17 protein-coding genes and 1 tRNA gene are annotated in these 22,029 nt (G+C 31.0%); 12 read left to right on the forward strand and 6 right to left on the reverse strand.

Features of this window, described 5'->3' with window-relative positions; translation table 11 throughout:
• The 3 genes from H1R17_RS07260 (at position 1) to H1R17_RS07270 (ending at position 3,107) form a co-directional block, all read left to right on the forward strand.
• Positions 1–1,248 (forward strand): efflux RND transporter periplasmic adaptor subunit, encoded by a 1,248-nt coding sequence (locus H1R17_RS07260; protein WP_163430336.1) that lies wholly within the window; start codon positions 1–3, stop codon positions 1,246–1,248.
• A 253-nt stretch (positions 1,249–1,501) separates the two neighbouring features.
• Positions 1,502–2,095 carry a DUF6088 family protein gene (locus H1R17_RS07265; RefSeq protein ID WP_163430335.1) on the forward strand — a complete coding sequence of 198 codons (594 nt, stop codon included), beginning with the start codon at positions 1,502–1,504 and terminating at the stop codon, positions 2,093–2,095.
• 4 nt (positions 2,096–2,099) lie between these two features.
• Positions 2,100–3,107 carry a nucleotidyl transferase AbiEii/AbiGii toxin family protein gene (locus tag H1R17_RS07270; protein ID WP_163430334.1) on the forward strand — a complete coding sequence of 336 codons (1,008 nt, stop codon included), beginning with the start codon at positions 2,100–2,102 and terminating at the stop codon, positions 3,105–3,107.
• A gap of 3,315 nt (positions 3,108–6,422) precedes the next feature.
• On the opposite strand, the gene cas2 is transcribed toward H1R17_RS07270, so the two are convergent.
• The 6 genes from cas2 to H1R17_RS07300 form a co-directional block, all read right to left on the reverse strand.
• Complete coding sequence (gene cas2 / locus H1R17_RS07275) at positions 6,423–6,761, reverse strand: CRISPR-associated endonuclease Cas2 (RefSeq protein WP_163430333.1); 339 nt, start codon at positions 6,759–6,761, stop codon at positions 6,423–6,425.
• On the reverse strand, positions 6,758–7,645 hold the full coding sequence (gene cas1 / locus H1R17_RS07280) for a type II CRISPR-associated endonuclease Cas1 (protein WP_163430332.1): 888 nt from the start codon (positions 7,643–7,645) through the stop codon (positions 6,758–6,760). Before cas1 ends, cas2 begins: the two co-directional genes overlap by 4 nt.
• Before the next feature lie 11 nt (positions 7,646–7,656).
• Positions 7,657–11,955, reverse strand: a complete 4,299-nt coding sequence (gene cas9, locus H1R17_RS07285) for a type II CRISPR RNA-guided endonuclease Cas9 (RefSeq protein ID WP_163430331.1) — start codon at positions 11,953–11,955, stop codon at positions 7,657–7,659.
• A gap of 175 nt (positions 11,956–12,130) precedes the next feature.
• Positions 12,131–12,205, reverse strand: a tRNA-Phe gene (locus H1R17_RS07290).
• A 377-nt stretch (positions 12,206–12,582) separates the two neighbouring features.
• Entirely contained in the window at positions 12,583–12,807 is a 225-nt protein-coding gene (locus H1R17_RS07295; RefSeq protein ID WP_163430330.1) for a CDGSH iron-sulfur domain-containing protein, read from the reverse strand.
• A 353-nt stretch (positions 12,808–13,160) separates the two neighbouring features.
• Positions 13,161–13,571 carry a helix-turn-helix domain-containing protein gene (locus H1R17_RS07300; protein WP_163430329.1) on the reverse strand — a complete coding sequence of 137 codons (411 nt, stop codon included), beginning with the start codon at positions 13,569–13,571 and terminating at the stop codon, positions 13,161–13,163.
• 255 nt (positions 13,572–13,826) lie between these two features.
• Here H1R17_RS07300 and H1R17_RS07305 point away from each other — a divergent pair, with 255 nt between their 5' ends.
• The 9 genes from H1R17_RS07305 to H1R17_RS07345 all read left to right on the forward strand — a co-directional run bounded on the left by H1R17_RS07305 (position 13,827) and on the right by H1R17_RS07345 (position 21,972).
• Positions 13,827–15,431, forward strand: coding sequence for a hypothetical protein (locus H1R17_RS07305; protein ID WP_163430327.1), 1,605 nt, complete (start codon positions 13,827–13,829; stop codon positions 15,429–15,431).
• A 12-nt stretch (positions 15,432–15,443) separates the two neighbouring features.
• The gene (locus H1R17_RS07310; RefSeq protein WP_163430326.1) at positions 15,444–15,758 is read left to right on the forward strand and encodes a hypothetical protein; all 315 of its coding nucleotides are present in this window, start codon (positions 15,444–15,446) and stop codon (positions 15,756–15,758) included.
• A gap of 5 nt (positions 15,759–15,763) precedes the next feature.
• On the forward strand, positions 15,764–16,309 hold the full coding sequence (locus H1R17_RS07315) for a hypothetical protein (protein ID WP_163430325.1): 546 nt from the start codon (positions 15,764–15,766) through the stop codon (positions 16,307–16,309).
• Positions 16,293–16,838 (forward strand): hypothetical protein, encoded by a 546-nt coding sequence (locus H1R17_RS07320; RefSeq protein ID WP_240453300.1) that lies wholly within the window; start codon positions 16,293–16,295, stop codon positions 16,836–16,838. Before H1R17_RS07315 ends, H1R17_RS07320 begins: the two co-directional genes overlap by 17 nt.
• 94 nt (positions 16,839–16,932) lie before the next feature.
• Positions 16,933–17,214 (forward strand): helix-turn-helix domain-containing protein, encoded by a 282-nt coding sequence (locus tag H1R17_RS07325; protein ID WP_163430324.1) that lies wholly within the window; start codon positions 16,933–16,935, stop codon positions 17,212–17,214.
• Position 17,215: 1 nt separating this feature from the next.
• A complete protein-coding gene (locus H1R17_RS07330; RefSeq protein WP_163430323.1) occupies positions 17,216–18,469 on the forward strand; it encodes a type II toxin-antitoxin system HipA family toxin in 1,254 nt (417 codons plus the stop codon).
• 566 nt (positions 18,470–19,035) lie between these two features.
• On the forward strand, positions 19,036–19,701 hold the full coding sequence (locus tag H1R17_RS07335; RefSeq protein WP_163430322.1) for a hypothetical protein: 666 nt from the start codon (positions 19,036–19,038) through the stop codon (positions 19,699–19,701).
• A 741-nt stretch (positions 19,702–20,442) separates the two neighbouring features.
• Entirely contained in the window at positions 20,443–21,030 is a 588-nt protein-coding gene (locus tag H1R17_RS07340; RefSeq protein ID WP_163430321.1) for a hypothetical protein, read from the forward strand.
• Between the two features lie 219 nt (positions 21,031–21,249).
• Positions 21,250–21,972, forward strand: a complete 723-nt coding sequence (locus H1R17_RS07345; RefSeq protein WP_163430320.1) for a hypothetical protein — start codon at positions 21,250–21,252, stop codon at positions 21,970–21,972.
• The last annotated feature ends 57 nt before the right edge of the window (positions 21,973–22,029 follow it).

The raw sequence follows: 22,029 nt of genomic DNA on the forward strand, positions 1-22,029 counted from the left end.
ATGAAAAAAATAAATAATATCATTCTTAGCCTTTTAGCGCTAGTATTTCTGAGTAATTGTACAAAAGAAGTAAAAACAGAGCAACATACAGAAGAAAAAGAAGCCTTGCATGATGAAGCTCCTCAAACAATAGCCTCGCTTACAGAAGAGCAAATAAATGCGGTTGGGGTAACATTGGGTACTATTGAGCAAAAAGAGTTAACGGCTATGATAAAAGCAAACGGACTTTTAAATGTACCCAATAGCAATAGGGCAAGTGTAGCAGCTATGTTTGGTGGTGTAATACAAACACTGCCTATACAAGAGGGGGCTTATGTAAAAAAAGGACAAGTAATTGCCACTATTGCAAACCCAGAGTTTGTTGTAGCACAAGAGCAGTATTTAACGGTTTTAAGTAAAATAACCTATGCCAATCAAGAGTTTAAAAGACAAAAAGAATTGTTTGATAACGATGCCGGTGCTAAAAAGAATTATCAAAATGCTTCGGCTGAATTAAAAAACCTAAACGCACAAAAAGCATCATTAGCCAAGCAGTTACAAATGATGGGGATTAATCCATTAAAAGTAAGCAATCAAAATTTAAAAAACGGCATGGTTATTACGGCGCCTATTAGTGGTACGGTAAGTAAAATTATTGCACAAATAGGTAGTTATGTAGACGTGTCGGCACCCGTTGCCGAAATTATTGATAACAGTTCTATTCATTTAGATTTACAAGTTTTTGAAAAAGATGTACCTAAAATGAAAATAGGGCAGGTTATTCAGTTTGAAATTACAAACAACCCAGGTAAAACTTACGAGGCGGTTGTTTTTAGTATAGGCTCTACTTTTGAGAACGATAGCAAAACCATAGCCGTACACAGTAAGGTTACGGGCAATAAAGACGGTCTTATACACGGTATGAACATTACAGGTGCCGTAAGTTTAAGCAGTATTAAAACCCCTGCGGTACCTACCGAAGCTATTGTTGAGGCCGATGGTAAGTTTTACATTTTTGTAAAAACCAATCAAGCGGCTAGTGAACACCATCACGAAGAAGGAGCAGAGCACACAGAAGAAAAAGGTGCCGAACATCAACATGAAAAAACCGTGAATTTTGAAAAGGTAGAAATTGTAAAAGGTACATCAAATATGGGGTATACCGCTATTACTCCTGTAAAAGAAATACACGCCAATACACCAATTGTTGTAAAAGGGGCATTTTTTATAAATGCTAAATTAAGCAATACGGGCGGACACCAACACTAATAACGTAAGTGCATAAAAAAAGGATTACTTTAGTAATCCTTTTTTTATAAGAGTTCTTTAGTAAATTATAGTCATAGAGTTACGACAATTGTCGGACAAATCATTGGACAATTTTTAGTTGTGAGTTCCTTTCAAATTTTTGTAGATTTACAGTATAGAATTACAACAGAATAATCCTTATTGTGAATTACGCTATTGTGTCACAAATATTTACTAAATTTGTGACAACAGCAACAAGTGTAATTTAACAAAAATGTCTAAAAATCAAATAGAAACAAAGATTTTAAAATCATCACGTGGCGAATTATTTTTCGCAGATGACTTTTCAAAATATGGTTCGCCTGAGAATATTCGACAGGTGCTTTCTCGGTTGGAGAAGGAGGATGTTTTAGTACGGTTAGCACACGGCATTTACCTAAAACCTAAAATAGATCCGTTGTTGGGGAATATTTATCCTAATATCGAAGAAGTTGCAAAAGAAATTGCAAAACGAGACAAAGCTCGCATTGCACCAACTGGTGTTCTTGCTTTGTACTTATTAGGCCTTAGCACGCAAATTCCGCTTAAAGCAGTTTATCTTACGGATGGTTCGCAGCGAGAAATAAGAATCGGAAATCGAAGCATTAAGTTCAAGAAAACAGCACCCAAAAGCTTTGCTATAAAAGATGGTTTATTGCACTTAATTGTACAAGCTTTCAAAGAAAAAGGTCAAAAGGAAGTCAATGATGATTTTCTAAATCAACTGAAACCAACGATTTTGAAGCTGGATAAATCGGTTGTAGACACACAGCTTCGTTATGCTCCAGTTTGGATTCAGAAAGAAGTAAATAAAATCTATAAAGCCTAAAATCATGTGGATAAATCTCAATACAGAACAACGCATTCAGGTTTTAGAGCAAGTCGGCGCTTCAATGGGATTGCCCGCTTTTGTTATTGAAAAAGATTGGTGGGTGTGCATTATTTTGAAAGCTGTATTTCAGTCAAAATATAAGGAATCTATTATTTTCAAAGGCGGAACATCTTTGAGTAAAGCTTATCATTTAATCAATCGGTTTTCAGAGGATATTGATTTAATTATTGATCGTCATTTTTTAGGTTTTGATGATCTTGATTCAAATTCCAAAATCAAAAAACTCCGAAAAGCTTCTGGTTCGTTTATCATTAATGAGTTCAGGGAAGAGTTAATTGAGCAATTAACTCTATTAGGAATTCCAAAAGACGATTACGAAATCAAATACAACGATCATGTCGATGATACAAGTGATCCCAACACTTTAGAAATTTACTATGAATCGGTTGTTCCCATTACCAATGAATACATTCAACAACGTGTATTGCTCGAAATGGGAGCAAGATCGTTAACCGAACCTTCTGAGCCAAAACCCGTACAATCATTTATTGACGAACATTATCCAAATTTGGATTTTACAGATCCTGCTTTCGATGTTCAAGTTGTTGTACCAACACGGACTTTCATTGAAAAAACACTTTTGCTTCACGAAGAGTTTTCCAAGCCAGTTGATAAAATTAGAACCGATCGGCTAACGAGACACTTGTACGATTTGGACAAAATAATGGCTTCAAATTATGGAGAAAAAGCGCTTGCAGATGAAGAATTGTTTGCAATCATCGTACAACACAGAAAAACCATAACACCTTTACGCGGCATCAATTATGACAAACACGAAAAAGGAAGATTAAGTATTATTCCACCACCAGAAGTAATCAAAAATTGGGAGCAAGATTATAAAACAATGCAAGAAAACATGATTGTAGGTGATAGTCTCAATTGGGATGACTTATTGAAAAGGATTAAGAATATTGAAGACCGATTTAACCGAATCAAGCCTGAAAAGTAAGTTGAAAAAGTGAAGTATTAATACATTTTCAATGTTATTGATGGAGTAAACTGTTTTTAATTTTTTGTAGATTTACAGTATAGAATTACAACGAAGGTTTTTCAATCTATTCAGCACTTCGCGTTGTGAGTTCCTTTCAAATTTTTGTAGATTTACAGTATAGAATTACAACATTGCATGGAAAAAGCAAGGTTCTTTTGAGGTTGTGAGTTCCTTTCAAATTTTTGTAGATTTACAGTATAGAATTACAACCAAGATTAGACTTTAAAGACAACGCAGGTAGTTGTGAGTTCCTTTCAAATTTTTGTAGATTTACAGTATAGAATTACAACTTGATAGTTGAGTATTAGAATTTCCTGGTAGTTGTGAGTTCCTTTCAAATTTTTGTAGATTTACAGTATAGAATTACAACATAATGTTGTTTTTGATAGTTCTAGCGGTGGTTGTGAGTTCCTTTCAAATTTTTGTAGATTTACAGTATAGAATTACAACTCATAGAGATTTTAGAACAAACGGAAATGGGTTGTGAGTTCCTTTCAAATTTTTGTAGATTTACAGTATAGAATTACAACTGCGCTTAAAAACTACATGCTTACAGGTATGTTGTGAGTTCCTTTCAAATTTTTGTAGATTTACAGTATAGAATTACAACAAAGCATATGATTTTACTTTACTTCCTAACGTTGTGAGTTCCTTTCAAATTTTTGTAGATTTACAGTATAGAATTACAACCAATCGGTTCATAAAGTAAAAGCTCTATCCGTTGTGAGTTCCTTTCAAATTTTTGTAGATTTACAGTATAGAATTACAACAAACGCAACCGTCAAAGGAATTACCAAAGTGTTGTGAGTTCCTTTCAAATTTTTGTAGATTTACAGTATAGAATTACAACCTACTCTATTATACGGCCTAACTGTAACATGTTGTGAGTTCCTTTCAAATTTTTGTAGATTTACAGTATAGAATTACAACTAAAACAGTTTGTAAACACGCTCGATTTATGTTGTGAGTTCCTTTCAAATTTTTGTAGATTTACAGTATAGAATTACAACTCTTTTACAATTCTTAAAAACAAAAAAAGGGTTGTGAGTTCCTTTCAAATTTTTGTAGATTTACAGTATAGAATTACAACTTGCCCGCAAAATTGATAAAGACGAAACAGGTTGTGAGTTCCTTTCAAATTTTTGTAGATTTACAGTATAGAATTACAACAAATGGTTTCAAAATCGCGTTAATTCCATGGTTGTGAGTTCCTTTCAAATTTTTGTAGATTTACAGTATAGAATTACAACATCATTGTTTCAAAAAACAAAGCTTCCTTTGTTGTGAGTTCCTTTCAAATTTTTGTAGATTTACAGTATAGAATTACAACATATTTTATGCCAAGTTTCGCGCACCCAAAGTTGTGAGTTCCTTTCAAATTTTTGTAGATTTACAGTATAGAATTACAACAATCTACCGATGCAAAATTCTTTAATTCTAGTTGTGAGTTCCTTTCAAATTTTTGTAGATTTACAGTATAGAATTACAACTAGTAGGAAATTTATCCGATGCTCCCCACTGTTGTGAGTTCCTTTCAAATTTTTGTAGATTTACAGTATAGAATTACAACATGTTGACAAGGAGACTTTAGAGACTTATGGTTGTGAGTTCCTTTCAAATTTTTGTAGATTTACAGTATAGAATTACAACAACCCACGTACTTCGTTTCAACAAACGGGGGTTGTGAGTTCCTTTCAAATTTTTGTAGATTTACAGTATAGAATTACAACCTGGCAAAATCCAAATACAGTAGATTGTAAGTTGTGAGTTCCTTTCAAATTTTTGTAGATTTACAGTATAGAATTACAACAGGCACAATGCCGTATGTGGTAGATGGGTTGTTGTGAGTTCCTTTCAAATTTTTGTAGATTTACAGTATAGAATTACAACAGAATTAATATTTTAAACAAATTACTCAAAGTTGTGAGTTCCTTTCAAATTTTTGTAGATTTACAGTATAGAATTACAACGCTCGTTGAACTCCGGGCGGGGTTCCTCTTGTTGTGAGTTCCTTTCAAATTTTTGTAGATTTACAGTATAGAATTACAACGGAGGAGTTCGCACGAATTTAGTAAAACAAGTTGTGAGTTCCTTTCAAATTTTTGTAGATTTACAGTATAGAATTACAACTTGCAGAAAGTGAAACAGCCCAACAATTGGGTTGTGAGTTCCTTTCAAATTTTTGTAGATTTACAGTATAGAATTACAACATAAAAACAATCGGATTGCAAACCCCTTTGGTTGTGAGTTCCTTTCAAATTTTTGTAGATTTACAGTATAGAATTACAACTAAAACGTATGTTTTTCGTCCGTGTTCCTCGTTGTGAGTTCCTTTCAAATTTTTGTAGATTTACAGTATAGAATTACAACTACAAAATTCACGATTCAACGCAGGGGTATGTTGTGAGTTCCTTTCAAATTTTTGTAGATTTACAGTATAGAATTACAACATTTCACTTTTGCACCATTCGCAGTAGTTGGTTGTGAGTTCCTTTCAAATTTTTGTAGATTTACAGTATAGAATTACAACGAACTCCTTTTGCTCTTGCAAATCCAGATAGTTGTGAGTTCCTTTCAAATTTTTGTAGATTTACAGTATAGAATTACAACTTATTTATTTTTATTAACATAAGTATCAATGTTGTGAGTTCCTTTCAAATTTTTGTAGATTTACAGTATAGAATTACAACGTCCGAATGTTTCGGCGCAAACTACATTTGGTTGTGAGTTCCTTTCAAATTTTTGTAGATTTACAGTATAGAATTACAACTTATCTAAATAAAACTAACAACGTAAGTAAGTTGTGAGTTCCTTTCAAATTTTTGTAGATTTACAGTATAGAATTACAACCCTCGTTTTTTGTGTTTAGCTCTTTTACTAGTTGTGAGTTCCTTTCAAATTTTTGTAGATTTACAGTATAGAATTACAACTCATAACCGGAGCCAATAAACTGCTCGTAAGTTGTGAGTTCCTTTCAAATTTTTGTAGATTTACAGTATAGAATTACAACTTCTAGGCTCTACTTTTGGAGGCGTTCCGTGTTGTGAGTTCCTTTCAAATTTTTGTAGATTTACAGTATAGAATTACAACACAACAGCCGCTAACTATGTAGCAATCACCGTTGTGAGTTCCTTTCAAATTTTTGTAGATTTACAGTATAGAATTACAACCTCAGATAATCCCTTGTAAATAAAGGGGTTTAGCGTGTAAATCTCAAATTAAAAATGTAAAAAATGCTTGACTTGCTTTATCAAATCAAGCATTTTTATTTTTCTAGAACAATTCTAATTGTTGAGGTATATTGGGTAAATCAGTCTCTTTTTTGGCAAAGAATAGTTCCATTTGTCCAAATTGTTTATCAGTAACACATAAAATGCCTACTTTTCCTTCAGATGGTAAATTTTTCTTTGTTCGTTTTATATGCACTTCAGCATTCTCTTTACTAGGACAATGTCGTAAGTATATCGAAAACTGAAACATATTAAACCCATCATCAATTAACGATTTTCGAAACCGCGTGGCAACGCTGCGTTGTTTTTTGGTTTCGGTTGGTAAATCAAAAAAAACAAGTACCCACATAATTCTATACGCATTATACCTACTAAAACTCATACCATCATTGGGTAATGTATCACTCTACTTTCTCCTGTGAAGCATTTACACAACGAGCTGGTTGTAATGCTTAATGCGGTCACTAATGGGCGTTGTAACCCGTTGATGTATACATCTTTTGTAGCTAATTGTAACAAATGCGATTTGGCACTTTTATCTAAAATGTAACTTTGTTGTATTTGCATCCATTCAACAACCAACTCGTCAATATAAGGTCTGTAGGGTTCCATTACATCATCAGCCAAGCAATAAGCGTTGTATTTATTGCGATGAAAAATACCAATTGTTGGATTCAATCCCGAACTCACCAAGGCTCTGGCAACCATACTTCGTAAAACGGAGTATCCAAAATTCAAAAAGTTGTTGGGTGCATCGCCTTTGCGTTCTCTTGTAAAATCATCAAAAAGTGTTTTCCAATAATACTGTGCGGCAATTCCTTCCATATTGGTGGTGTCTCCCGATTTTACATCATTCATATACGTAATCATGGCATCGAAGGGTAAATTTTGCTTGCGTAATATCTCTTTCTGTTGATAAATTTTTGATTCAACGGTTTGTTTCCATAATTGCTTTCGCAAAGGTTCCGAAACGTTAATTTGATGTTTCAATCGTTCACTATGCTCTACGTGTCCACTCATTGGCAACATCAATCCCAAAGGCATATGACTTTCATCACAACTAATAATTGCCACATTATTTTGCTGCAACATCACAATTAGTTGATGACTAATAGTAATTTGATAATGATCCAACACCAAAAAACCTAAATCTTCAATCGGCACAGAACCTTTGATTTCTTTAGTTGTCGCATCTTCTATTTTCAATTGATTGTCTTTCAATTTTAAATAAGATGGATTGCCAATGTAAATGGTACGTTTTAGCATATGTTTACATTTTAATATTCGCCAATATGAATAATTTCTCCCAAATGATTAGTGCGGACTTTTATTATATTTTTTAAATTAGAAGTTGATTGAATAAAATAGTGAGTAACTCCTAACAATGATTTTTTATTTTTCAAAATTTCACCATCAATAGCTTTTGTTTCTAAATGATGAGTAAACATATAATTCTTTGTAGATATTTTCTGAACTCTAAATAAATGTTTACTTATTAAAGCTTGATTTTTTCTATCTAATAAATCAATCTCATTTGGATTAAAATCTTCTGATGGAAACAAAAACATTTCATTTTGTTTCATCGTAAATTTAAATTTCCAACCTAAGTGTGCATTGTAAACTTTGTCTACAATAGGTAAACCAGCATTTACTTGAGCTACAGCTTCATAAAAAGAAACCACCTTTTCTTGTAAATTGCCTTTTTCATCTTCATAAATAGCTACATGATGATTGTTTCCAGTGCTTACAAAATCAACTGGAATTTGATTTCCATTTTCATCCAAAACATCGTTTCCTAAATGATCTTTTTTAGTATGTAGAGCTTCGGCATTTTTAACTCCAGAAATAGTAACTCGTTTTATTGCAATTCCTTTTTCCTCGTTCAACCAAATAGGATTTTGTTCCAAATCAGAAAAAGCTTTTTTTGCATCTCCTTTAAATTGATTTAAACGAGTCTGTAAAATTCGTTTTACACCTTCGTCAATAACTTTATCAATTTTTAAATCAGGACCAACATCTTTACGAATGGTATAATCATCTTCTAACCACATTAATTTTACCTTTTCAGGTAATTCAGTTCCATCTTTTAATAAAATTGGATTTTTAGCTAAGGTATTTTTACCCGTAAAAGCTTTTTTAGGATCACTGTTATTTTCAACTAAGCGTTGCAATAAAAGTGCTCGGTATTGAGGATTTGAAACCATAGCAATTGTTGCTTCATCAAACTTGGCTGATACTTTCTCTTCTTTAAATGCATATTGTTTTACTTTTCCGTACACGGTTTCCTTATGCATTTGTCCACGAGGCGTTAAAGCAATCTGAACTTTATCGCTTCCTTTTATTTTATTAATATTTCTAGTAACAACTTTATTCTTCGCTTTATGAGAAACCAAAACGCCTTCTAAATGTTGTTTTGCTACTTCTCTGAAATTTGGAATTGGCTCATTAAATACACGTTTATAATTTCCTTTTTTATCGTGTACTTTATGCGTTTCTTTTTCTTCAATTCCTAAAGCATCTTTACTAGAAATTTTTAACCTATTGGTATCGATTGACTTCCTATCTTTAGCATTAGAAATACTGTCATACTCATCATTTCGACGCGCATTAAGATTGTTTAAATATTGAATAAAACTACGTTTTGTAAACGCAACCGTTAAAGCATCCATAGCGTGATGACGATGATCGTTACGTTTTGTCCAATCTTTAATTACTTCTTTTGGATTTCCATCTTTGGTCGTTTGCATTTCTGTTAATCCTGCTGAACGATATTTCTCCAAATTCAGTTCTTTCATTACATTAACCAAATCCCAATCCTCTCGCAAACGATCTGTTACCGAACCTGATGTAGAAAGCACCGATTTGGTAATTTGAAACAAAATTTCTTTTGCTTTCTTGGCAATGTATTGAGAGTCTCGCAAATCACGTTCAATAAAACCTTCGCCAATTTCGGCACTTTTCATTGTTAGTTTTTTGTATTTAGCTTTAGAAATCCCTTCTTCTTTTTGATTAAACAAAGCTTCTACACGCAACAAAAATTCATTTAATTTATCTTGTCCGAATGTATCAAAAATATAATCAGCGGCTGTTTTGTTTCCTTTATCTAAATTGATTTGGCGAGGAACTAATGTTTTATTCGAAAAACTATCGTCAAACAAACGAGATTGCGGAATAATATGCTCAATATCGTATTTCTTAGTAAAAACATCTTTGCGCTCGATATATTGATTGGTGTACAAATCTTTGTAACCATTATTTTTTAGTTCTTGATACAATTTATAACGAATAATATCATTACGAGTAGGAAACTTGATTCCATCTACTGATTGAAGAATTTTAACGATTTTCTCGTGTTCTAATTTACCTTGATTAACAGCTTTTGTTAGCTCTTCACGTTCTTTAGCATTCTTTTTTAGTTCACGAGCTAACTCAATGCGGATTTCGTCAAATTGAAAATCCCTTTCTTTTCCTGCTTTCTCTAATTTATCATTTTCTGAATCAATTAAGGTATTTACTACATTTACCATTTGATTCAGAATTTTCTCTACCACAGGATTGCGCAAACTATTTTTGGGAAGAATATCTAAACGAGATTTTAATTCACGATTTTCTAATTCTTCTTTGGTTAAAGAATGTTTTGAGTGTTTATAATTTGGTAAATTAAACTCAGCAGAAACATATTCACAAGCTTTACTAAATTCTAACTCTTTCAAATAAGGATAGATTTTTCTAATTGCTTTTGAGCTCAAACTGCCATAATCGTTATGAAAAGCAACTGCTCCAATTACTTTTGCTTGCTCTTTATTAAAACCAAACTTTTCCTCCAACAATCGATACAAAGTATCCATTCCTGTTGGTGAATTATCCTCTTCATACGCGTACAGCAGATGCCACAACTGAAAAGATAATTGTTCTTCAAAAGCTTTTCCTTCTATCTCTGCATTGAAATCTAAAATTTCAGTTTTAATTTCCAAATGACTAAAAATTGCACGAACCATTTCTTTAATTTCAGCAGCCGATTTATCAATATCCGCTAAAGTAATATCGTCTTTATTCAGTTTTAACTTCAATTCTTCACGAACATCATAACCTTCGTTATCCAAAATGGTTAAATAAGCATTGTAAAGTGCCTGATTGGTACGATTTCCTTCCAATTCAGAATAATTAGTGATTTCCCAGTCTTTTGGTTTATCAATTATTAATTTTAAAACTTCCGCAGCTGATAGATTTCCTTTTAAATTTAATTCATCGAATAAAAATTGTTTATCATCTTGATTTAAAGCTAAAACTTCTTTTGTTGTTTTATTTTTCAGCTTGACATTATGGAGAATTTGCCAAATTTTGAATTCTTGAAATAAAGGTGAGGATTTCGGAACAACACGTAAACCAACGGTTTTATTTTTACCATCTTTTACAATCTCTCTTTGTTCAAACTCACAAATTGAAATCAAACCTTTTTGAGATTTTAATTTTCGTTGATAAAATATAATGACGTCTCGAAGTTCTTCTTTTAAAATATTGGTAAAAACAGCTTCACGATTTTTGGCTTGGACCTCCCAAATTTTTTCAAACTCATCCATATAATCCTGACGATAAAATACTTGATTTTTCAATCGTGCATGTGGATTGTTTTGCAATTGAACATATTGATATTGCCCAACCGTTTGATTATTGAAATATAGTTCTTTACTTCTATCCGAAATTGCACCTAAATACCCAGAAGAACTCGTTAATTGTCCATTAATTTCTTGCAAAACGATGGCTAATTCTTCTAAACTCATTTGCTTTGTCAAAGCATCATTTCGCCATTGATAATTTTCTAGCTTTAATTCATCACGTTTCAAATTTCGTTTTATTCCCACCAAATTAAAAGGATCTTTTAAAACTGCCCAAGTTGCTTGAACTTTTTTTCCGTTTAGTTCTTCTTTTAAAGTATCTGTCAATAATTCGGGATAAAAAGATTTTTGAAAATTCCATATTTTATCAAATTCTGCTTGTAAATCCGATCGATAAAAATCAGGAACCTTTTTCTTTCCAGATTTTAATAAATCCAAAACAAATTGACCAGGCGTAATATTATCGTGATACAACTTTTTCGCAATATCCATCCCATCAATCAAAGTTCCTTCTTCTGTATTATTAACTTTACGAGAACTTTTATATCCTCGTTTCTTGTTAATCATTAACAGTACACGAGCTAAATATTGCAATTCTAAGGGTTGTTCAGCTGCTAAAGCACGTAATCGAAATGTTTCAAAAGTTGTTTTATTACCATTTTCAGCTAAAATACTTTCATTAGAAATCCAGTTTTGAGTTTTCAGAATTTGAATTAAATTCTCACGACGCAATTTAAAACGTTGTAAATTACGACGAGCCGAACGAGACAAAGTGCGACCAGCATTGGTAGTTATAGGTTTTCCTTTTTCAAAATTGGTTTGTTCATCGGTTGTAAGTGGATTGACACGAACACCAATTTTCTCGATTGAGGATTGTTCTGTACTATCCTGAGCTTCTTTTACAAAAGCCCAACCAATTGAGTTGGTTCCCAAATCCAGTCCTAGTATATTTTTAGCCATTTTTTTAATTTTCGTATTAAATTACATCAAAAAAAAATCGTAATATTACGGTTTTCCATATTTTTTATAAAAAAAAGAGAGATTATAAAATAATCTCTCAAAAATGAACAGGAACTCACAACTGATTTATATCAATATATAACATTTGATATTATAATATAAATCATTATATTTGTGGTGGAGGTAGCGGGAATCGAACCCGCATGAACGAATTTTCAGACCGACGCATTAGCCTTTATGCTATACCCCCTAAATAAAGTCATTATGAGATGGCTTTATTTTTTTTATAATGACAAATATAAGTTTTATAAGTTCTATTTTAGATATAAATCAAAATATTTTTAAAAATAATTTTATTAACAACTATAATATTCTTAGAGAAGAATGAGGGTTTCCGTAACAACATATAAATATTTTATCCCTATATTTGTTACCGAAAGGAACTCACAATAAGGATTATTCCGTTGTGAAAACATTTAGCGCCTCGACTATCTTCGGGGCTTTTTTATGTCTTATTATTAGTAGCTTATCATAAGCCATGTTAATTTAGCTTGATGACTAGAATAAAAAAAGACCATCTGTAAGAAATACAGACGGTCTTTTTTTGTTATTAAGTAACTTTTATTGTTACTCTTTTTTAGGAGGTAAATCAAACGCAACGGCATTATGCTCAAAATGACCTTTATGCGCACCATCGCAAAAAGGTTTGTTTTTAGACAATCCACATCTACAGATTGATAAAACCGTTCTGCCTTGCAAACCATAAGCATTGCCTTGTTTGTCTACTATTTCAAAATCTCCTTCAATTTTTACCGATCCATTATCATTAATGGTCAATTTTGTTGTTGCCATAGTTGTTGGGTATTTAGTTTAAAAACAAAACTAAGTATAAACTAGGTGTTTTTTATAGTACTACTGCAATTTAGAAACGTTCCTTTTAAGTGTTGTTTTGCATACAATATTTCCATTCTGAATAAAATATAAATAGAGTAGGAATGATTTAAAAAGTAAAGAATTACCTAAAAAGGGGCACCGAAAATTATTCTAAAATAGCTACTACTAGGATACTCCATAGATAAAGCATAGTAAAGGCATAGATAGTGCATGAGTAATGCATGCTAGAGAATGAGTGAAAAATAGAAAAATCGACTATCTTTTAAAAGAATAGCCGATTTTTTTTAATAATCAATTATATCATGAATACCTTACTTTTTTAGGAGTTGTTCCAAATAAGCAAGCTTTTCTTTTTCAGCAGCCAGCAAACGCTCATATAGCTTTTTATTTTCTTCATAAGCCTCTACCAATTTGTCTAAAGGATTAAAGGTAGGGTGGTAATTCACAGTATTACTGTAAAAAGGACTTTCGTGAAATGTATTATTAGATATTATATTAACCATTCGTTCATCCGAGTATTCTTTAATGGCTTGTGTTGGTACTTCTAAAGCAGCTGCTATAGGAGCCAATTTGGTATCGTCTAATTCTTCTGTGTTTTCAATTACCGACATTTTTTGCTGACTTATACCCAAAAGCTCTGCTAAGGTTTCTTGCTTCATACCTTTCATTTCTCTTATACGACTAATATTACGCCCTAAATGTCTTTTCATGGTAGTTTCCATATGCCACAGATTTTGTATTTCAAATATACACTTTTTTTGAATTACTACAAGGTATTTCAGCCGTATGTAATTACCCATCATCCAACATCCATCATCTATCACCAAGCATCTATCACCAAGCATCCATCACCTCACTACTCTTTTTATACCAATGTATTTTACCGCGTATTGGTGGTACAATACATAGTTTTATGGTGGTGTACCTAAAATCTGTTTTGCAATTTTGAGATATGTTTAATTGTAAATCAAAAAGTTATGAAAAGTGATAGAATTGTATTATTGCCCGAAAATTTACCTAACTCTATAAAGAATTTTGTTGGTAAAGCTATAGAAAATCCACAGGTACATTTAATAATATATACACATGTTAAAGAAAGTACACTAAACTTTTTAACCTTGATTCTTGCAAAAGATACCAATGAAAATGTTATGAATGCTTTGCAGGCAGAAGTATGCAACTTAAACGCTTTTTCAAAGTATCAAACACTAATTAGTATAAACACCTGTAATACATTAAGTAAAGAAAAATATGTTCATTTTAGTTTTTTACAACTTCATTTGCACCCCAAAGATGTAATTTATGCTGATAACTCTAAAAGATGGAACAGTTTGTTTCAAAACGATTACGCTACAAAAAAAGAAAATGCCCTAGCACGTTTCAAAAAACATACTCAAGAAGTTCAAGAAAAGGTGTTAGAAGCTATAACAAACTTTGTAAAGCCTTTAGCAGCAGAACAAGATTATGAAAATGCTCATAAAATGTTGCTTAATATGTTTTCGTATCATGTAGATGTACTTAAAAATATGTTGTTGCCAAAGGTGCTACACTATCATTTTAATGAGCAACAGTTTCGAGAATTAATCAGTAAGTACTATCCGCAGTTTTCAAGAACTTTAAAGCGTATAGATGTAATTAAAAAATCGCATTTTGTTAATGATGCTCATTGTTTGATTACACTGTCGCCAGAATTAACTTTTGATAAGTGGATACAAAGAGTAGTAGCATTGCAAACGCATTTTATGAAAAAGCTAAACGTGTTTTATCAACAAAAGTTAGAAGTGCCTATTGCAGAGGCTCCTGAAAGTGATACTGTTTTATTGCAAAAGCTAGCTCTTTTTCTCTCCAATTACTTAAAGTTAGATGCCGTATATATATTAGGAAAAAAAAGCAATAGTAACCCAGAGGTTCCCGGTTCTTGTTGTTTTAATATACTGCTTTTAAGTACTAAGGTTAAAGTACAGCAACATGATGTTATTGCTCGCCATGTGGCAATGCATTTTAAAGGAAAAATAGAAGTATGCTGTTTAATACACAATTCTTATTGGCTACAAAAGAACCAACAAACCATGCAAGGTTTTATAAGCGATTATTTAGTATCTAAAAACAGAATATACCTAAAGCAAGGTTGGGTGCATAACAATAAAGTATTTATTAGTCAAAGAAACGCCGATGTTTTACTTCAAAAAAACAACTACTCTCAAGAACGGCTAAATTACATTACACCTTGCTTTTTAGCTTTTCAACAGCCCAATTTGGTGTACCAAGTAGGACATGTAGTATTGTTAAAGAACATGTTTCAGCATTTAGTGTTGGCGTTGCTATACCAGCGTATGCATTATGTACCCGATATGTTTAGCTGTACATACCTTATGCAACTGTTAAAAGCCTTCTTACCAGAGGTGTATCAAAAATGCATAACTACAAACAATGTAAGAAACATACTAGCACTGTTAAGTATACCTATAATATATCTTCCTCAAAAAGAACAGGTAAGTGCTCATAATAACCAAGAAGTTTTTGCTCAGGCATTATGTTTTTGCGAAAAGCTATTTAATGAAATACAGATTACGAACAATTAAAACAATAGAATTATGAGTATTCAAGAAAAAAAATTCAGTAAAACAGTTCGTTTACCAGATCATCTGAACTGTAAATTAGAAAAAAGTATTAGTACTAATGAAATTCAAGCCATTTGGTTTGATAAAACCGCTCGAACAGATTACAGTATTTTATGGTTGAAAGTAAAAGATAAAAAAGAAATAGAAAAGACATTTCCCCAAAGTTTTCAAAATACAGTTGTAAAAGAAGGACAATTGCTATTAGACGATCCCACCTGTGCCTTAATAGATAAGTTTGTTACCACATTATTTTCCCAACTCCAATCTTCAAACGAATTTAAAAATTAGAAATCATGAAAAAAGAAAAGTTATATCTAAGAGCCGAGCTTTGGCATGGAAACAAAATTAAAGATCCATATAAACTAATTCAAGTGTTTTTTGAAACAGAATCGATGACTAAAATAAAGACAAATTTTAATCAACTATTAAAACATGCATTTGATGATAAATATGAAATCTACACAAACCCTTTTGAGTCTTTAAAGTTTTTCACTATGACAAATTCGTTAATTCGCGCATGTTTTAAAATTTTAAAGAAGATTGATAAATATGAAAACAAAAGAGAAACTAATGATACATTATACTTCCAGTATACTGCCTATGCTTCGGGATTAACTTACGAGCAATACTTAAATCCATACCTGATTATTAAACATGTTTTTAATGAACAAAGCTTTTTACAAATTGAATTAGATTTAGAAGATATTATGGAACATACTTTAGGTAGTTATGGCAGTTGTCCATCTGAAGATATTTGTATTTCATTTATCAATATCAATAGATTGTTAGATGCTTGTTGGTTAATTTATAATCGTGAAATTTATGATGAAAATGTGTGAGTTAACTTTAGAATCATATTACTGGACGAAAGATAAGGTAGAATGTCCGTATGAACTTTTACTTTTATTAAAAGAGCAAGCAGGTATGGATTATTTTCATCAACAATTAAATAATTATTGTCTGTACTCCTTAAGTGATGTAATGTATGATAAAAGAAGAGTTTCAGAGGTGATCTATGATGCAATTGTTTTTCAATCTATTTTTAAAATAGGGTATAAAATTTTTAAAAATCCAGAGGAATTTAAAAAAAGAAATCTTATAGATTATAAAGCATCCGAAAAATTGTTGTTAGAAATTAAATTTTTAAATAAAAAAGAGATTGAAAATCCATATCTAGTTTTCGAAAATATTTTTAAGAAGCATAGTTTAGAGAAGGTTAGTAAATCATTTCTTAATCTAATATTAGCCACGATGGCTGATGATACGTATGGAAAAGACTTTGATTGCAGTGTATCAGTACTTGAATATCATAAACTACTTGAAGCTTGTAAACTAATACAGCTACGAAGTTTAATGAGTGATAGATAGATTTTACACCAAATAAAATTTGATAACTTAAGATTAAAACGTTCGTTATTTCAGTCATTTTATGTATGTTTGTATGAAATAACAATCATTTAAAATGAAAAAGCAAGTTCTATTACCTAAGCATACTGCTCTTTTAGAACAAATGGGCGAGAACATAAAATTAGCCCGAAAGCGTAGAAAATTAACAGCAATACAGGTTGCCGAGCGTGCAGGTATTGCTCGTTCTACCTTGTATTTAGTGGAAAAAGGCGATAGCAGCGTGGCAATGGGCGCTTATTTTAATGTTTTAAGAGTGTTAGGCTTACAAGATGATTTCTTAAAATTAGCACTCGATGATGAATTAGGTAGAAAATTACAGGATTTAGATTTATTGTAAGATGGCAACAAACAAAACAGATATATATGTTTATGCGGACTGGATAGGATTGCCTCAACCAACATTAATTGGAATTTTGTCTGCACATCAAGCTAAAGGGCGAAAAGCTTTTAGTTTTGAATATGATAAAAAATGGTTAAAAACCAATGAGCAAAGACTAATTGATCCTGATATTCAATTTTATTCTGGCCAACAATTTCCTAATAATAAAGAAAATTTCGGAATTTTCTTAGATAGTATGCCTGATACTTGGGGACGAACGTTGATGAAACGTCGGGAGATTCAGTTAGCCAAAACAAAAGGCGAAAGCCCTAAAACGTTGTATGATATTGATTATTTATTGGGAGTTTTTGACGAAACAAGAATGGGAGCATTTCGATTTAAGTTGAATCCTCACGGAGATTTTTTAGATAATGATTCCGAAAAATCTACTCCGCCTTGGTCAACGGTTCGGGAATTGCAACAAGCAGTTTTTCATTACGAAAATGATGCGGATAACGAAGCAATAAATAAATGGCTAAAAGTATTAATTGCACCTGGCTCTTCCTTAGGTGGTGCAAGACCCAAAGCTAATATTTTAGATGACCATAATCAACTTTGGATTGCAAAATTTCCTTCTAAAAACGATACAATTGATAAAGCTGCTTGGGAATATTTAACCTACCAATTAGCGATAAATGCAGGAGTCGAAATGGCAGAATGTAAAATTGAAAAAGTGAATGGAACTTATCACACTTTTTTTACCAAACGCTTTGATCGAATGAATCAGAAAAGAATTCATTTTTCGTCGGCAATGACGATGACTGGAAATAATGAAGAAACGATTAAAACGCAACCAACAAGTTATTTAGATATAGTAGAATTTATTCAAAATTATGGGTGTAATATCAAAGAGAATTTACATCAGTTATGGCGAAGAATTGTTTTTAATATCACCGTTTCCAATACAGATGACCATCTACGCAATCATGGATTTATTTTGAAAGATGAAGGTTGGATGCTATCACCAGCTTATGATTTAAATCCTTCCATTGATAAAGATGGTTTGGCTTTAAATATTGATATGGACAACAATGCGTTAGACTTTGAATTAGCTAAGAGCGTAGGAGATTTTTTTCGATTAAATCATTCTGAAATGGATAACATATTGAATGAAGTTTTCACTTCTGTAAAACAATGGAAAGAAATCGCTCATAAAATAGGAATTTCACGAGCAGAACAAGAATTAATGCAAGCAGCTTTCAGATTTATTTAAGTTATAAACTTCATATTTCTTTTATTCTCATCGGCAAAAACTATTATTTAAAACTTAAAATCTATTGTAATATTTGCTGATAACGGCATCTTTATTCTATAGTTATAATCATATTTTGTTCCTTAATTTGCACCATGTACTCATAAATAACTGATAATCAAACGTAGTTGTTTTTAAAGAAGGTAAAATAACTTTTAAATCAACTGGATTTAAACAGTTTGTAAGACAAAAACCAATTTTTACGGATTCTCAAATATTGTCATTAGAAGATAGAAATGGAATTTCATTTAGCGAAAAGACATGTGATAAATAGGTTCAACCACTATATGGACAATAATTCCTTTAAATAATTGTGTATGAAAAGGATAATTTTTGTGTATACCCACGCTGGCGCAATCTTCACGCTCATATAAAATAATAAACAAAAAAAACATTATAAAAGCCGTGTACTACATGGCTTTTTGTTTTTATAAAATCTTTTGTATTTTTAGTTTCGCTAAAGATGATGTTAGCTATAATTTTATAAAAAAACCTAACAAACTACCATGAGGATAAGTTTACTAATCATGTTATTTCTAATTTTATCTTGTGGAAAAACTAAAAAAAGTGAAGTAACAGAAATAAATTCATCAAACAATATTTCTAATCTAACGAAAGCAAGTGCTGATGAGAAAAAGATAATTCAATTTACAAAATTTAAACCTGATAGTTCTTTCCTAAAAATTAATAGATTTTCTAGTAATACTGCATTTCAAATTAATGATAATTATATTTTAACGGGTTATTATGAATCTATAGATGGTAAAATTAGTTATCCAGACAAGGAAAACGATCATGGACATAGATTATTATTTGTGAACTCTAAAAAAGAAATTAAATACAAGTCTTTTGGAGTTTGTGACGTATATCTTTATCAGCCAAATTTTTATAAGAATGGTTTTGATGATCGAATCATTATTGTTTGTCAATTAGCATATGAATATTTTTTTGGAGGGGAAGCTTTTTTAATTGAGAAAAATAAAATTAAGTACCTTGGAAACATAGATATAGAAAGTAATGATATGGAAACAAATCTTGTTGAAATTCTGAAAATTAGAAATGAAAATGATAAATTAATATTTAGTTTTGATTCAGATTCTTTACTTTTAAAACCAGGAAGCGACGACATCATTGTTAAGAATAATAACATAAGATATGAATATGATGGTAAATCATTCAGACTAATTAAATAAAAACTACGACTAATATAACCCACGCTGGTACAATCGCCCCGTTCATATAAAATAACAAACAAAAAAACATTATAAAAGCTATGTATTACATGGCTTTTTGTATATTTAGTTTCGCTAAATAACAATGTTGTACGATACCGCTCCAAAGGTTTTTTGCAATAGAACTATTTGTCTTTTTTATCACTTTTTACTTTCTTGACGCTTAAAAAATTTACAGAAATTTTGTAAATAATATTTGATGTACAATGTGAAGTTTAACAATCCAGCGTTAATATTGGAGAAACAATTTGTCTTTTATTGACTATAGAACTTCTGATTGAATATTTGCCCTTACTTTATGAAAACTAATCGCTGTAAAATTCATAAAAGATTGTAAGAACTATTTCTCATCATAGAAATTTTTGTAATCTAGTTTTTGATAGCAAAGCTTTATTATGCGTGCTAAAATTTTGTTTTTCATAAGAACCGAAGTAATCATTGAACTTTTTGATTTTTAGCGTGTGGAATCTACAAAATAACGTGTCGCGGCATCGTACAACCTCGGTTTTGCAAAATGCGGGGTTATGGAACATAGATATTTTTGTCTTTTTTATCCGCAAAAATCCATTTTGTTTGGTCTTTTTTAGTAATTTAGTCCAAACGAAAATGGTTTGTGCTAATGCTGGTTTAAATATTACTTTTTCTCATATTTAGCCCGCACTTCGCAAAGCCGCCGCACGTTAGCTGTAACTTAATCAAAGTATGCCGTTGAAAAAAAGCTATAAGCTAATTTACTATTCATTTTCAATTTTTTTTGGAATTAGCATCATTCTGAATTGGAACGATTGGAAATTAGCTGGATATTTTACTGATAAAATTATTGCTTGGATTTGGATTTTTTTAACGCTATTTTTTATCATTATATTTTGGAAGAAAAAATATGTAAAAATTTATTTTTTTTCAATAGTTGCTTTATTATCCTTAAGCGTTCTACCAATGGCTATACCATTATTCGGAATTTATTTTTATCTCACAAAAGAGGGTGATTATCAACAAATAGAGATGAATAACAATTTTAGATTAGAAAGAACCAAACAACAAGCTCTATCCTTGCCCAGAATTTATATTTATGAAAAATATTTCGGCATTTTAGAAAAAAATATAAGCAGACCTAACTATTCTGAAATTTTACAAGAAATGTTTAAGGACTCTAATCTCAATGAAAAAGAAACAAATATTCAGAGTGCTAAATTTATATCCAAAAACAATGATAGTATTGGAATTGAATATGAAATTTTGAATACTAAAAAAACAATATATCACAAGTTAAACAATGAAGATGGTTATTAAAAAGCTACAGCTAACATTGTAATAACAAATGCGGAGTTAAATGTAAAGTAGAAAGCAAGGGAATATTTATCCCCCAAGCTGGCGCAATCTCCACGTTCATATAAAATAATAAACCATTATAAAAGCCATGTATTACAAGGCTTTTTATATTTATAAATCTTTTGTATTTTTAGTTTTACAAAAAATTATACAATTAGTAATTATACCAAAATAAGCCATATGAAATATTTAATAACGTTTTTTGTAATTCCAATTTTTCTAGTTTCCTGCAATAAGAATAGAGAAGGTAGTACATTTGAGAGTGGTTCTAATGCTACCCCAAGCACAATTGAAAATTTGAATATTCAAACTAAGGAGTTTTTTGAAATTGATTCCACAGGTGTTTTAATGTTTCCGTTAGAAATGGGCGAAAATAAAAACGAGGAAGGAAATTTTACGTATAAAGAAATGCCTTACAATGGATATTGGAATGTTTTATTTTTGAATAGTAATACAAATGAGTACAATCTTTTAACCGAAAGTAAAGTTTTAATTCTAGATTACAACTATAAGTATGGAAGTGAAGAAGGATTGAATATTTCAAAGAAAACAAATCATATTTTTTATAGTGTAAGAACGTTAGACTATAATAAAGATAAGCTGTTGAATCAAGTTGATCCCATATATTTGTTTGTATCGGATAAATTTGGAAAAAATTTCAGACAACTTTCGCCAAGTAATTATAGTGTACATTCTTGGAAATATATTCAGGCAAACAATAAAATTATTTTAACTGCTTACAAAGACAGCAATAAAAATAATGCATTTGATGAAAAAGATGAGATTGCTACTTTTGAAGTAATTTTAGATCAGAATGAAAAACCAAAAGAAGTTTTTTCAAGTAATTTAAAAGATAAATTGAAAACTCTTTATGACAAAGATTGGAAGCGAATAAAAGAATAAAAACTACATTATTGGCATAAACGTTACACTTGTACAAATGTAACTATGCAATAATAA

The sequence above is a fragment of the Flavobacterium sp. xlx-214 genome (assembly GCF_013874595.1).
Lineage (GTDB): Bacteria > Bacteroidota > Bacteroidia > Flavobacteriales > Flavobacteriaceae > Flavobacterium.

Coding starts and splice junctions, on each gene's coding strand:
- H1R17_RS07260 (WP_163430336.1), top strand. CDS start 1: ATGAAAAAAATAAATAATATCATTCTTAGCCTTTTAGCGCTAGTATTT.
- H1R17_RS07265 (WP_163430335.1), top strand. CDS start 1,502: ATGTCTAAAAATCAAATAGAAACAAAGATTTTAAAATCATCACGTGGC.
- H1R17_RS07270 (WP_163430334.1), top strand. CDS start 2,100: ATGTGGATAAATCTCAATACAGAACAACGCATTCAGGTTTTAGAGCAA.
- cas2 (WP_163430333.1), bottom strand. CDS start 6,761: ATGAGTTTTAGTAGGTATAATGCGTATAGAATTATGTGGGTACTTGTT.
- cas1 (WP_163430332.1), bottom strand. CDS start 7,645: ATGCTAAAACGTACCATTTACATTGGCAATCCATCTTATTTAAAATTG.
- cas9 (WP_163430331.1), bottom strand. CDS start 11,955: ATGGCTAAAAATATACTAGGACTGGATTTGGGAACCAACTCAATTGGT.
- H1R17_RS07295 (WP_163430330.1), bottom strand. CDS start 12,807: ATGGCAACAACAAAATTGACCATTAATGATAATGGATCGGTAAAAATT.
- H1R17_RS07300 (WP_163430329.1), bottom strand. CDS start 13,571: ATGGAAACTACCATGAAAAGACATTTAGGGCGTAATATTAGTCGTATA.
- H1R17_RS07305 (WP_163430327.1), top strand. CDS start 13,827: ATGAAAAGTGATAGAATTGTATTATTGCCCGAAAATTTACCTAACTCT.
- H1R17_RS07310 (WP_163430326.1), top strand. CDS start 15,444: ATGAGTATTCAAGAAAAAAAATTCAGTAAAACAGTTCGTTTACCAGAT.
- H1R17_RS07315 (WP_163430325.1), top strand. CDS start 15,764: ATGAAAAAAGAAAAGTTATATCTAAGAGCCGAGCTTTGGCATGGAAAC.
- H1R17_RS07320 (WP_240453300.1), top strand. CDS start 16,293: ATGATGAAAATGTGTGAGTTAACTTTAGAATCATATTACTGGACGAAA.
- H1R17_RS07325 (WP_163430324.1), top strand. CDS start 16,933: ATGAAAAAGCAAGTTCTATTACCTAAGCATACTGCTCTTTTAGAACAA.
- H1R17_RS07330 (WP_163430323.1), top strand. CDS start 17,216: ATGGCAACAAACAAAACAGATATATATGTTTATGCGGACTGGATAGGA.
- H1R17_RS07335 (WP_163430322.1), top strand. CDS start 19,036: ATGTTATTTCTAATTTTATCTTGTGGAAAAACTAAAAAAAGTGAAGTA.
- H1R17_RS07340 (WP_163430321.1), top strand. CDS start 20,443: ATGCCGTTGAAAAAAAGCTATAAGCTAATTTACTATTCATTTTCAATT.
- H1R17_RS07345 (WP_163430320.1), top strand. CDS start 21,250: ATGAAATATTTAATAACGTTTTTTGTAATTCCAATTTTTCTAGTTTCC.